Annotated in this window: 8 protein-coding genes and 2 pseudogenes; 3 read left to right on the top strand and 7 right to left on the bottom strand. The window is 71.7% G+C overall.

From position 1 onward, the window contains the following. Positions 1–59: 59 nt before the first annotated feature. Entirely contained in the window at positions 60–1,202 is a 1,143-nt protein-coding gene (locus OV079_RS10630; RefSeq protein ID WP_267767976.1) for a 6-phosphofructokinase, read from the bottom strand. 260 nt (positions 1,203–1,462) lie between these two features. Here OV079_RS10630 and OV079_RS10625 point away from each other — a divergent pair. Further along, positions 1,463–3,459: pseudogene (locus OV079_RS10625) on the top strand (CocE/NonD family hydrolase). Between the two features lie 54 nt (positions 3,460–3,513). On the opposite strand, the gene OV079_RS10620 reads toward OV079_RS10625, so the two are convergent. Continuing rightward, complete coding sequence (locus OV079_RS10620; protein ID WP_267767975.1) at positions 3,514–4,926, bottom strand: metallophosphoesterase family protein; 1,413 nt, start codon at positions 4,924–4,926, stop codon at positions 3,514–3,516. Between the two features lie 92 nt (positions 4,927–5,018). Between OV079_RS10620 and OV079_RS10615 the strand changes: the two genes are divergently transcribed. Next, positions 5,019–5,810 (top strand): alpha/beta fold hydrolase, encoded by a 792-nt coding sequence (locus OV079_RS10615; protein WP_267767974.1) that lies wholly within the window; start codon positions 5,019–5,021, stop codon positions 5,808–5,810. Between the two features lie 115 nt (positions 5,811–5,925). Here OV079_RS10615 and OV079_RS10610 read toward each other — a convergent pair whose 3' ends face one another. The 4 genes and pseudogenes from OV079_RS10610 to OV079_RS57620 form a co-directional block, all read right to left on the bottom strand. Then, complete coding sequence (locus tag OV079_RS10610) at positions 5,926–7,233, bottom strand: hypothetical protein (protein ID WP_267767972.1); 1,308 nt, start codon at positions 7,231–7,233, stop codon at positions 5,926–5,928. Positions 7,234–7,302: 69 nt separating this feature from the next. Next, positions 7,303–7,470 (bottom strand): hypothetical protein, encoded by a 168-nt coding sequence (locus tag OV079_RS10605; RefSeq protein WP_267767971.1) that lies wholly within the window; start codon positions 7,468–7,470, stop codon positions 7,303–7,305. Positions 7,471–7,748: 278 nt separating this feature from the next. Beyond that, positions 7,749–8,957, bottom strand: coding sequence for a VWA domain-containing protein (locus OV079_RS10600; RefSeq protein WP_276602662.1), 1,209 nt, complete (start codon positions 8,955–8,957; stop codon positions 7,749–7,751). A gap of 4 nt (positions 8,958–8,961) precedes the next feature. After that, a pseudogene (locus OV079_RS57620) lies at positions 8,962–9,824 on the bottom strand (AAA family ATPase). 135 nt (positions 9,825–9,959) lie between these two features. Between OV079_RS57620 and OV079_RS55735 the strand changes: the two are divergent. After that, positions 9,960–11,408: a L,D-transpeptidase gene (locus OV079_RS55735; RefSeq protein WP_267767970.1), complete on the top strand. Its 1,449-nt coding sequence runs from the start codon at positions 9,960–9,962 to the stop codon at positions 11,406–11,408. A 145-nt stretch (positions 11,409–11,553) separates the two neighbouring features. Here the strand turns inward: OV079_RS55735 and OV079_RS10585 are convergent, their stop codons facing one another. Next, the gene (locus OV079_RS10585) at positions 11,554–12,693 is read right to left on the bottom strand and encodes a hypothetical protein (RefSeq protein WP_267767969.1); all 1,140 of its coding nucleotides are present in this window, start codon (positions 12,691–12,693) and stop codon (positions 11,554–11,556) included. Positions 12,694–12,792: the final 99 nt, after the last annotated feature.

Below are 12,792 nucleotides of genomic sequence, written 5' to 3'. Positions count from 1 at the left end.
ATGTCCCCGGAGACATGCCCTTCGAACATGTCCCTCGGCACCTGCTCGAGGCGCCAGCCTCAGAACGGCTGCTCGGCGCTGAGCATCAGCCGCTGCGACAGCTGGTACAGCTCGCTGTCGCGGGTGACGAGGCGGGGCGAGCAGTCGATCACCTCGTCGAGGGAGGTCAGGATCGTCCGCGGCCCGCGGCAGCCGACCATCACGTCGCCCTCGGCCGCCGGCTGACCGTCGAGGCCGCCGATCTGGGCCACGTCGGCGGCGCCCGAGCCGAGCAGGCCGGCCAGGGTGTTGTCGAGCGCGGTCGGGCTGCCGCCGCGGGCGATGTGGCCGACCGAGTTGATGCGCACCTCCATCGGGTGGCCGAGGTGCGACTCGATGGCCCGGTCGGACTCGAGCTTGTGCTTCAGGCCCTCGCACCAGTCCTCGCCGGCGCGGCGGCGCACGCCCTCCGCGACGACGATGATGAAGTAGCGGTAGTCGCGGCGGACGCCGGCGTCGAGCGAGCGGACGATGCGGTCGTGGTCCCAGGTCTCCTCGACCTCGGGGATGGCGACCACCGCCGCGCCGCCGGCGATGGCCGACTGCAGGGCCAGCCAGCCCGACGTGTTGCCCATGACCTCGAGGATGATCGCGCGGCGGTGCGACTCGATCGTGTCGCGCAGCTTGCGGATGGCGTCGACCACGTTGTTGAGCGCGGTGTCGTAGCCGATCGAGTACTCGGTGCCGTGGAGGTCGTTGTCGATGGTGCCGGGGATGCCGATCACGCGGAACGGCCGGCGCGGGAAGTGCTGGCGGAACGCCTCGCCGATGATGCGGGCGCCGCGGAACGAGCCGTCGCCGCCGATCACGATCAGGTTGTCGACCCGCATCTGGTAGAGGTTGATCGCCGCGACCTTGAGGAAGTCGTCGCGGGCCGCCACGCGCTCGGCGTAGCTCGCGTGGCCCTCGGGCGGCAGCAGCAGCTCGGGCACGCGACCGGTGCCGATGAAGGTGCCGCCGCGGTGGATGATGTCGCGGACCGCCCGGCGGTCGACGTTGCGATCCGACGACGAGTCGAGCCGGCGCGCGAGGCCGCGGAAGCCGTCGCGGAAGAACACGATCTCGCAGTCCGGGTCGCGCATCTTGAGGCAGCGAAAAGCGGCGCGAACGGCCGCGTTCATCCCCGGGGCGTCGCCCCCGCTCGTCAGAATTCCGATGCTCATTGGCTGCTCGTGGGCTGTCCGCCGCGCGGAGGCCGGAGTATACCGGAGCGGTGAGCGTCGCCCAGCGTGCCTTCGCCGTGGCCCTCGCCCTCGCGGCGTGCCGACCCGCCTACACCGTCCAGACGCCCGCAGCCGGCGCCCCGTGCCCGGAATCGGCCCCGGCGGCCTCTGCCGCCGCGCCCGCCCCGCCCGCGAGCCAGGGTCAGGCCGTGTCCGCCTACCTGGCCGAGCACTACACCAAGCGCGAGGTGCGAATCCCGATGCGCGACGGGGTGCATCTGCACACGGCGATCTACATCCCCAAGGACACCTCGAAGACCTACCCGATCCTGCTGAAGCGCACCCCCTACAGCTGCAGCCCCTACGGCGCGGACAAGTTCCCCGAGCGGATCGGCCCGAGCCCGATCTTCCTGCGCGCCGGCTACATCTTCGTCGACCAGGACGTCCGCGGCGCGTTCATGTCCGAGGGCGAGTTCGTCGACATGACGCCGCACCTGGCCCAAAAGTCAGGTCCGAAGGACGTCGACCAGAGCACCGACACTTACGACACGATCGCCTGGCTGGTCGCTCACGTCGCCGCTAACAACGGCAAGGTCGGCCTCTACGGCATCTCCTACCCCGGCTTCTACGCGGCCGCCGGCATGATCGACCCGCACCCGGCGCTGGCGGCGGTCAGCCCGCAGGCGCCGATCGCCGACTGGTGGTACGACGACTTCCACCACCACGGCGCGTTCTTCCTGCCGCACACGTTCAACTTCTTCTCCTCGTTCGGCAAGCCGCGACCGCAGCCGACCACCGAGTGGAACCGGCGCTTCGACCACGGCACCGGCGACGGCTACCAGTTCTTCCTCGACGCCGGTCCGCTGAAGAACCTGCAGGAGCGCCACCTGCACGGCGAGATCGCGTTCTGGAACGAGATGCTCGAGCACCCGAACCGCGACGAGTTCTGGCAAAAGCGCGATCTGCTGCCGCACCTGCGCAAGGTCGCCCCCGCGGTCATGGTCGTGGGCGGCCTGTTCGACGCCGAGGACCTGTACGGTCCGCTCAACATCTACCGCACCGTCGAGCACGACAACCCCGGCGTCTACAACATCCTCGTCATGGGCCCGTGGGGCCACGGCGGCTGGTCGCGCACCGAGGGCGAGCGCCTCGGCGACATCGAGTTCGGCGCCAAGACCTCGCTGGAGTACCAGGAGCGGCTCGAGCTGCCGTTCTTCGAGCACTTCCTCAAGGGCGTCGGCGCCCCGCCGAGCGGCGAGGCCCACCTGTTCGACACCGGGGCGAACGGCTGGCACAGCTTCCCCGCCTGGCCACCGCAGGCTGGCGCGAAGGACATGTACTTCGGGAAGGCGGATCGCTGACCGCGGATGTCCCGAAGACCAGGTCAGGCTTCGACGCGTTCGACAGCGACCCGGCCCGCCCGGTCCCCTTCACCCAGGAGATCGCCGGCGGGATGACGAAGGAGTACATGACCGAGGACCAGCGGTTCGCCGCCCGCCGGCCCGACGTGCTGGTCTACGAGACCCCGCCGCTGGCCGAGGACATGACCGTCGCCGGCCCGGTCGAGGCCGAGCTGTGGGTGTCGACCACCGGCACCGACGCCGACTGGATCGTCAAGCTCATCGACGTGCTCCCGGGCAACACCGGGGCCACCCGGGGCGAGCGCGACGAGGTCAAGTACGGCAAGCTCGGCGGCTACCAGATGATGGTCCGCAGCGAGGTCGTGCGCGGCCGCTTCCGCGACAGCGCGGAGAAGCCGGCCCCGTTCGTCCCCGGCAAGGTGACGAAGGTGCGCGTGCCGCTGCTCGACGTCCTCCACACCTTCAAAAAGGGGCACCGCGTGATGATCCAGGTCCAGAGCACCTGGTTCCCGCTGGTCGACCGCAACCCGCAGACCTTCGTGCCCAACATCTTCAAGGCCGCGGCCGGCGACTTCAAAAAGCGACGCACAAGGTCCACCGCGCGGCCGCCCACGCGAGCCGCGTGCGCCTGCCGGTGCTCGCCGCGGTGCCGGCCGCGAAGTAGCTCGTACGCCCCGCGCGCCTCGTCGTGGACCAGGCGGACGGCCCCTCTGGGGTCTGCCGCTTGGTGCGCGGCGGCGATCGAGCCTCGCGGGCCCGGAGCTGGTTTCGCCCCGGCAGACGCGTCATGCCCTCATCGACATGTTCGTTCGAGCATGACCGATCGCGCACGCTCCAATCAACATGTCCATTCGCGGGCGCTCAGGCACGGCTGTCCCTTGCGTCATGCCCGTTAGGACATGACCGAATGCACATGGCCATGCGAACCTGCCCCTCCAGACATCCCGCGCTCACGCCCGCTTCTTGAGCACGAAGGTGGTCTGGCACCACTCCGGCTGCGGCGCCGCCAGCGGGGCCGCGACGCGGGGCCGCTGGTTGCGGGCGATCGTCTTGGTCGTCAGGTCCATGAAGCAGGTGGTCACCGCGATCCCGCCGGCGTCGGCGGGCGCCAGCTTCAAAAAGGCGACGGTGTTGCTGATCTCGGTGCCGAAGTGGTACGCGCGCAGGTTCGGCGGGCCCGACGGGCCGCCGGGATAGGCCAGCGGGAACGTCAGGATCCCCTTGTCCTGCACGTCGAACGCCTGGGCGCCGATCGACTCCATCGTCGGGATCATGCACGCCGGCGAGCTGACGAGCTCCCACACCTTGCGGTCCTTGGCGGTGTCGAGCTCGAGCAGGCGGCTGTGGTGGACATCGCCCGAGAGCACCAGCACGTCGTACGGCGCGTTCGTCAGGGCGCGCCAGATCCGCGTGTACTCCTCCGAGAAGTCGGGCGGCTGGAAGTCCATCCAGTTGCCGCGCGCGATCCACAGCGGCTGGCCGAACATGGCGATCCCCGGGGCCTGGAGGTCGGCCGCCCAGCGCTCGAACGCCACCAGCTTCGCCTCGCTGGTCATGCGCGGGCTGGCGGTCTTCATGACGGTGCGGCCGGCTCGCAGGTCGAGCGCGAAGCACGACACCGGCGGGATGTCGAAGCGATACGACAGGCCCGAGCGCGCCGCCGGCGGCGGGTTCAGCACCGACTGGAACAGCTTGAGCGAGCCGAGGGCCGCCGCGGTGTAGTCGGCGCGCGCGTTCGCCATGCTGCGCGCCAGGTGGATCTGCCACTCGGGGTAGTTGTTCCACAGCTCGTGGTCGTCCCACAGGCAGAACGTCGGCAGGTACGACAGCACGTCGGCGTAGCCGCTGCGCCAGTAGTACTGCAAGTAGCGCCCGACGGTCTCCTCGGCGCCGCTGCGGGCCTGCCCGGGCGCGGCGCCGACGTCGACGTAGATGTTGTCGCCCACCAGCAGCTTGGCCGCCAGCGGCCCGTAGCTCGGCGCCGACTGCAGCGTTTGCAGGTAGTCCTTGTGGCGCCCGAACGCCTCGTAGTAGCAGCTCGCCAGCGCCAGCGAGATGCCGGCCTTCGGCAGCTGCGCGGGGAACGTCTTGACGTGGACCGGCCGCTCGCTGCCGGCGCGCAGGTGATAATCGGCGCCGGGCCGCAGGCCCTCGGCCTCGCACACCCACAGCGACAGCCCCGCCTTGCGGATGTGTTGATCGATGCGCGAGTCGCCGGCCGCGTGCGCGCGGATCTTCAGCGCCGGCGCGGGACCGCCCTGCAGCGCCTCGATCGTCAGGGCGGGCTGCGCCTCGCCGCTGGCGATCACGAGCGCGCGCAGGCGGTCGGTGCTGACGGCGCCTGGGATGATGCGGACCGGCACGGAGGGCTCCTCACCCCACGGTAACGCAGGCAACGCGACGGCTCAAGCCGCGGACTTGCCGGCTCACGCGACGTCGTGGCAAACGAGGGATCATGCCGGCGATCGTCCGCGAGGGTCAGCGCGTGGTCTTCGACGAGCTCGGCCGCAGCGGGGCCCGCGTCGTCGTGCTCGCCCACAACTTGCTCGCCCACCGCGGCAGCTTCGCGGCCGTCGCCGCGCGGCTCGCCACGCGCGCGCGCGTCGTCAACGTCGACCTGCGCGGCCACGGCGACAGCCGCGGCACCGCCCGCGCGTTCTCGACCGCCGACTTGGCCGCCGACCTCGCCGCGGTGCTCGGCACGCTCGCTGTCCGCGACGCGATCGTCGTCGGCACCTCGCTCGGCGCCGCCGCGGCCGTCGAGCTGGCCCGCGCGCGCCCCGAGCTGGTCGGCGCTCTCGTGCTCGTCGCCGCCAACCCGTACGCCGCGAGCGCGCGCGACCGCCTGACCTTCGGCGCGCTGGCGACGATCCTGCGCACGCTCGGCCCGCGCCCTGTCCTCACGAGCATCCTCGCCGGGCTGCACGCGCCCGACGCCGCGGCCGACGTGCGCGGCGCGACCACGGCCCACCTGCAGGCGATGGACCGGCCCGACATGGCCCGCGCGGTCCATGCCTGGGCCTCGCGCCCCGCCCTGCTCGACGACCTCGGCGGCCTCCGCCTGCCCGCGCGCGTGGTCGTCGGCGGCGCCGACTCGCCGGCGCTCGCTACCGCGGGGCGCGTGCTGGCCGACAAGCTCGGCGCCGAGCTGCGCACGATCGCCGGCGCCGGCCACACGGTCCAGGCCGAGCGCCCGGCCGAGGTCGCGGCGATGGTCGAGGAGCTGCTCGCCGAGACAGGTCCTTGAAGGCATGTCCGGTGAGAAATGTTTTGAAGGACATGCTCTTCACGACATGTCCTCAAGCACATCGGCGCCCTCGCCGAGCAGCGCGGCCCGGGGCGCGTGGCCCCGCAGCCGGGGCTCACCAGGTGGGCGGAGGCAGCGGCGCGCCGACCTGGAAGCGCGGGGCCCCGGTCGCCTGATCGAGGGCGAGCAGCATCCCGGGCTTGAACACGTACAAGGTCTGCGACGGCGAGCCGGGGTGCGAGGCGAGCAGCAGCGACCGCGCGTAGTACCATCTTTCGGCGAAATCGGGCGACACGTTGGGCAGGTCGCCGCGCCCGATGGTGCGCGCCCACTGCAGCTCCCCGGTGCGGGAGATCGAGGTCACGATCTCGGTCACCTCGGTGCGCGCCTCGACCTTCTTCGCCTCGAACGAGGTCGACGACGGGTTGTTCTGGACGGTGACGTTGCGGTACGCGGTCCCGTCGAAGAACGCCCGCGGCCACGACAGCTCGAAGCCGGTGATGCTGGGGGCGAAGTCGACGGCGTCCGCCGAGTTCGGCCGACGCACCAGCAACCAGTCCTCCTCCTGGCGGAACACGATGTCGCTGATGTGCAGCATCACCGCGCGCTTGGGATCGCCGTCGGTGGTCCGCAAGTCGGAGCACCAGGCGTTGCCGGTCCGCATCCGCTGCGACTTGCTGTACTTGCCGCAGACCTCGGGCGGATAGCCGCGCACGCGATCGTCGGCGGCGTACGGCGTGGGATCGGCGTGAGCGTTCTGCAGCGGGCTGATGACCCTCAGCTCGCTGGTGGGGTCGCCCGCGTGCAGGCACCCCGCCGGCCGATCGCTGCGGACGTCGGCCAGCACGCCGGCGGCGCTGAGCATGATGCCGCCGTCGCGCTCGTCGGCGATGCCGATCCAGAAGTTGCCGTCGACGAGGCACGCGGCGCCCGTGGCCGGCGGGACCTGCGGCGGGAACTCGCCGGACTTGACCGAGCCGCCGCCCTCGGCGACGAGCATCCACGTGCGGTTCCCGGCCACGAGGAAAGCGCCGGCACCGGCGAGCGTCACCGCCACCGCCGGCACGCGCTCGTTGACCCGCCAGCCGTCCTTGCGCACGAGGTCGGCCGGCACGGGGCCGGTCGAGGCCTGCCACAGCACGCGGCCCGTGGCCTCCTCGAGCGCGACGAACTTGCCCTCGGCGCCCTCGTGAACCCAACCGGCCACCTTGCCGTCGGCGGTGCGCGCGGGGACCGAGGCCCAGATCGCGCCGGGCAGCACGACCGTCGCCGGCTCGAGGGCGGGCACCGACCAGGTGTCGACGATCGGGCCCTTCAGCGCGGTCTCGCTGTAGCTCTCCCGGAACAGCAGCGGAATCAATACGGCCCAGGTCGCACAGAGGATGCCGCCGCCGATCAACAAGTTGCGCGAGCTTCGCTTCACGGCCGCGAGTATAGCGGCGACGCGCGCGCGAGAGGGCGCAGCGGCGAACGCGGCGCGGCTTCGCGGCCCTCATCGCCATGTCCGCTCGGTCAGGTCGTCAACGAGCGGCGCGCAGAATGTCCGTTCGGTCAGGTCGAGACCGCGCGCGAGCCGGCGACCTCGACGACTTCCATCATGTCCGTTCGGACAGGTGACGACCGATCGGGCGGACGCATCGATCTCGGCGACTTCCATCATGTCCGTTCGGACAGGTGACGACCGATCGGGCGGACGCATCGATCTCGGCGACTTCCATCATGTCCGTTCGGCGAGACACGCCCGTTCGGCCAGGGCGGGTCGCGCGTCGGCGCCCGTCCGCGTCGCGTGTCCTTCCGGACCGGCGCGTGGCGACCGGCGGAGCGCGCTCACCGACGAGCGCGGCCCGTCGGCATCACCTGTCCTTCAAGACATGCAGCCGGCGAGCCCACGTCAGGCCGCGCGCGCGAGCCGCTGGATCAGCATGCGCCGCTCGGCGCTCACGGTCGGCCGGCGGAGGAATTGACCATGTCGTCGAGGCCGCCCAGCGTCAGCTGGAACATCGGGAACACCCGCGCGATCTCGGCGATCGTGCCCGAGCGCCACAGGCTCGGCTGCTCCGGGTTGAGCCACACCGAGCGCGGGAAGCGATCGGCGATGCGGGCCAACCACGTCAGGCCCGAGGGGCCGCGGTTCGACTCCCACCAGTCGCCGCTCGTCATCGTCAGCTCGCCCGGGTGCATGTACGCGTCGCCGACGACGATCACCGTCCACTTGTGGTCGAGCTCGCGCAGCAGGTTGCTCGTGAGCACCGGCTTGCGGAACTGGGCGTCCTCGTAGACGCGGCCGTACACGCAGTTGTGGAAGTAGTACGAGCGCAGCTCCTTGAAGCCGCCGCCCTGGTGGGCCGCGCTGAACAGGCGCGACACCAGGTGCGCGTGCGGGTCCATGCTGCCGCCGACGTCGAGCAGCAGCAGCGTCCGCACCTGGCTGTGGCGCTCGGGGGTCAGCACGACCTCGATGTCGCCGCAGTTGCGGGCGGTGGCGTCGATCGTCTCGTCGAGGTCGAGCTCGAGCTTGCCGTCCTCGCGCGACAGCCGACGCAGGCGCCGCAGGGCCGCGGCGATCTGGCGGGTGTCGAGGACGACGTCCTTGCGGAACTCCTGGAACCTGCGCGCGTCGGCGACGGCCAGCGCCGAGCGGCCTCCGCCCTGCCCGCCCACGCGGATCCCGGCCGGGTTCTGCCCGCCCTGGCCGAACGGCGAGGTGCCGCCGGTGCCGACCCACGTGTTGCCGCCGTCGTGGCGCTCCTTCTGCCGCTTGAGCCGATCGAGCAGCTCCTGCCGCAACGTCTCGAGGTCGAGGGCCTTGAGCGCAACGAGGGTCGCCTCGTCGAGCTCGGCCAGCGCCTTCGGGTCCTGCAGCCACGCCTCGACGCCGGCGAGGAGCCCGCGCAGGTCGGCCTCGACGCCGCGGAAGACCTGGCCGAACACGCGGTCGAACTCGTCGTAGTGGACCTCCGACGAGACCAGCAGGCAGCGCGCGACCTGGTAGAAGCCGTCGAGCGAGTTCTGGTGGAGGCCGCGCGACAGCGCGTCGAGCAGCGCCAGCCAGTTGTGGGTGCTGACCGGCACGCCGCGCGAGCGCAGCGCGTAGAAGAACTCGAGGAACAGGGCCCCGCCGGGCGATTCGTATGGCGTTGCGAACATGTCCTTACGAACCTGTCCTCGCCTTCAGGCGGCGGCCGACGTTGTCGATGTCCTGCTCCTTCTTGAGCAGGGTGCCGAGGAAGGGGATCTTGGCCCCCAGCAGCTTGGCCGGGTCGATCCCCGACAAGCGGAGCGCCGACAGCCAGTCGATGAGCTCGCTGGTGCTCGGCGGCTTGCGCAGGCCCTCGACCGCCCGCAGGGTGTAGAACGCCTCGAGCGCGCCGGCGAGCAGCTTGTCCTCGACGTCCGGGTGGTGGACGCGGACGATCCGCGCCATGAGCGCCTTGTCGGGGAATTCGATCCAGTGGAACACGCAGCGGCGCAAGAAGGCGTCGGGCATCTCCTTCTCGTTGTTGCTGGTGATGATCACGATCGGCCGCTGACGGGCCGCGACGATGGCGCCGGTCTCGGGACGGTGAACTCCATCGCGTCGAGCTCATGGAGCAGGTCGTTCGGAAACTCGAGGTCGGCCTTGTCGATCTCGTCGATGAGGACCACGACCCGCCGCTCGCTGGCGAACGCGCGGCCGAGCGGCCCCATGCTGATGTAGCGAGAGATGTCGCGCACGTCGCCGTCGCCGAACCGCGAGTCGTGCAGGCGCCGCACCGCGTCGTACTGATACAGTCCGTCGACCGCTTTCGTCGTCGATTTGACATGCCAACGCTCCAGTGGACACTCGAAGAAATTGGCGATATCTCGCGCCAGAAGCGTCTTCCCGGTGCCGGGCTCGCCCTTGACGAGCAGCGGCCGGCCGAGTGCGACCGCGACGTCGACGGCGCGCGACAGTTCGGGAGAGACGATGTACTCGGAAGTCCCTGAGAAGCTCTGCACTTCCGAAGAGCTTGGCACAACCCCCGCCCCGATCATGTCCGCCCCCCCGTACGAACCTCACGCCCCGCCTGGCTGGCCGCCCTCGCCGGCCTCGCGCTGCCCATCGGTCCCACCGCCGCCCTGCTGACGCTCGGGCCCAGCTGCGACGAGGAGGATGTCGAGGACGCGTACGTGGCGGTCGCCCGTCCGGAGGCCGTCCGCGAGGCCGCGCACGCGGACGACGAGCCCTGGGCCGAACCCGGCGACGCCCCGCCGGAGCCGCCGCGCCCGGCCGCCGCGCCCGGCGAGGGGCCGAAGGTGGCGGCGCCCGAGGTCGTGACGCGACCGCTCCCGATCGGCATCCGCGGGGCCGCGCGGACCATCGTCGTCTACGCCGCCCCGCGCCACGGCAGCGACATGCGCGGCCGCATCGACGGCGGCAGCACCTTCGCCGTGTACGAGCTGGTCTCGGGGACAGATTGCCCCGGCGAGGGCTGGGCCCGCGTCGACCACGACAGCTACGCCTGCCTCAAGAACGCGGTGGCCGACGACCGCGAGCCGGTGCTGCAGCCGCTGATCCCGGAGGGCCTGCTGGTGCCCTTCATCTACGCCAAGCCGCGGGCCGATCGCCAGGGCAACCTGCTGGTCGAGGTGCCGCGCTACAAGAGCAAGTTCGCCCTGACGCAGGGGGCCGAGCCGCTCGAGATCCTGGCGGCCAATCACCAGTACGCGTTCGTCGAGGAGCTCCAGATCCCGGGCCACGGCAAGGTGATGCTCGACGGGGCCGAGCAGGTCGTGCCGCTCGAGGGGCTGAAGTTCGAGAAGCCGAGCGAGTTCTTCGGCCGCGAGCTGACCGTGCGCCCGATCTCGGCCGGGCTCGCGGCCGCGTGGGCGGTCTCCCGCGAGGCGGTGCTGCGGCGCCAGCCGAGCCTCAAGGCCGCGCCGGGCGGTCAGCTCGAGTACCACCAGGCGCTCGACGTGAAGCCCGAGCCGCTGCGCGGCGGCGGGGCGCGGTGGTTCGAGATCCCCGACCACTTCGGCCCCGGCGTGTCCGCCTACGTCGAGGCCGACAAGCTGCGGCTATGGGTCGACGGCCCGGCCCTCGACGACATCCGCGACGACGAGACGTGGGTCGACGTCGACCTCGGTCAGCAGACGCTGGCGGTGATGCGCGGCCAGCAGCCGATCTTCGTGACCCTGGTGTCGAGCGGCACCGGCCACAAGCCCAACACCGCCACGCCGCGCGGGGTCTACCGGATCCGCAACAAGCTCGCCTACGGGCCGATGCGCAACCGCGCCGAGGACGCCGAGGACTCGCCGTACCACGTCGAGGCCGTGCCGTGGGTGCAGTACTTCTGGCGCCGCTTCGCCCTCCACGGCGCGTACTGGCACGACGGCTTCGGCCACCGCAAGAGCCACGGCTGCGTCAACCTGTCGCCGCGCGACGCCCGCTACGTGTTCGAGCGCACCGGCCCGCAGCTGCCCCCCGGCTGGATGACCGCCTACGAGCACGGCGATCGACCCGGCAGCGTGGTGCGCGTGCGCAAGGGCCTGGAGCCGTCGCCCGACCGCCGGACCGAGGTCGAGCCCGCCGGCGAGGACGAGGTCCTGGTCGCCCGCGCCGATCCGCCGGGTGTTTGATCGGGCAGGTCCTTCAGGACAGGTCTGAAACGACAGGGCCTCCGGGGCATGTCTCCGGGGGCATGGCGCGAAGGACAGGTGTCTCCCTGCGCTGAACGATGGCGATCACGGGACGCGCGGCGGCGATGACCGCGGCCTCGCGCCGTCACCCGGCGAGATGTCTCTTGCGACATGCACAAAGAGCCCTGTCCGTGGGGACAGAGCTCTTTCGGCGCCTCACGATGGCCGAGTGACGCTCACTTCGGGGGCGGCGGCAGGTCGCCCAGACCTCGCGCGGCGGCTTGCTCGGCTTGATGGTCTTCTTGGGCTCTTCCTTCGGCGGCTCCGGCTTCGGCGTCGTCTTCTTCGGCGTCGTCGTCTTCTTCGGCGTCGTCTTGGCCGGCTCCGGCGTGGGCGTGGTCGCGGGCGGCGTGGTCGCGGGCGGCGTGGTCGCGGGCGGCGTGGTCGCGGGCGGCGTGCCCGCGACAGGCGGCGTGCCCGCGGCGGGCGGCGTCCCGGCGACCGGAGGCACGCCCGCGGCGGGCGGCGTCCCGGCAGCGGCGGGATCGACCGCGGCGGGCGGGGTCGCGGCGGGCGGCGGCGTCTCGGCGGGCGCGGCGTTGGCGGTCTCTTCGCTGGCCTGGCCGCCGAGGAACGCGGCATAGGCCACGCCGCCGCCGACCACCAGCAAGCCGACGAGCACGATCAGCCACGAGGGCATGCCCGGGCTGAGGTTGCTGGCCATGCGCTCGGGTCGCTCGCGCGACAGGTCGGGCATGCTGTCGAGGCTGCCGACGAAGGTGCGGCCGCCGGTCTCGGACTTGGCGTGGGTGCCCGTGAACTCGAACACCGTGCGCGAGCCACCGGTCTGCAGCTCGTCCATGCGCGCGTTGCCGGGCGGCGGCGGCACCGGGCCCGACTGCGGGTGGTGGTGGGCCTGCTGCACCGGCTGCTGCGGCACCTGTCCCTGGGGATAGGCGCCCTGCGGGTACTGCCCCGGCGGCGGGTACTGGCCGGGCGGATATTGTCCCGGCGGGTATTGACCCGGCGGGTACTGCCCCGGCGGATACTGGCCCGGGTGCTGCTGGGCGGCCATCGGCGCCTGTCCCTGGGGATAGGCGCCCGGCGGCGGATGCTGCGCCTGCGGGTACGGCTGTTGCCCCGGCATCGGCGCCGCGCCCGGGTGGGGCTGCGAGGACCCGGGGAGCTGCACTGCCACGCCGAGCTGTGCGGGCACGTACTGCGGCTGGGCGGGGTTTTGCGAGCTGCCCAGCGGTACAGTGGAGGACGGCGGGTGCTGATTCACAGGCGAAGACTCCTTGGGCCGGAGCGAGTGTGCCACGCGGGCGCTCCCTGAGCGAGGAATCCGCGACCGAGCCCGGACGCGCCAAGGCGCGCGCGACTT

The organism is Nannocystis pusilla (assembly GCF_026626665.1).
Taxonomy (GTDB): domain Bacteria; phylum Myxococcota_A; class Polyangia; order Nannocystales; family Nannocystaceae; genus Nannocystis; species Nannocystis pusilla.
Note: the sequence above shows the minus strand (reverse complement) of the source record. Positions and strands in the feature narration are given on the sequence as shown.

Excerpts from the sequence above, each read along its gene's own strand:
- OV079_RS10630 (WP_267767976.1), bottom strand. The coding sequence starts at position 1,202 with ATGAGCATCGGAATTCTGACGAGCGGGGGCGACGCCCCGGGGATGAAC.
- OV079_RS10615 (WP_267767974.1), top strand. The coding sequence starts at position 5,019 with ATGCCGGCGATCGTCCGCGAGGGTCAGCGCGTGGTCTTCGACGAGCTC.
- OV079_RS10605 (WP_267767971.1), bottom strand. The coding sequence starts at position 7,470 with ATGATGGAAGTCGCCGAGATCGATGCGTCCGCCCGATCGGTCGTCACC.
- OV079_RS10600 (WP_276602662.1), bottom strand. The coding sequence starts at position 8,957 with ATGTTCGCAACGCCATACGAATCGCCCGGCGGGGCCCTGTTCCTCGAG.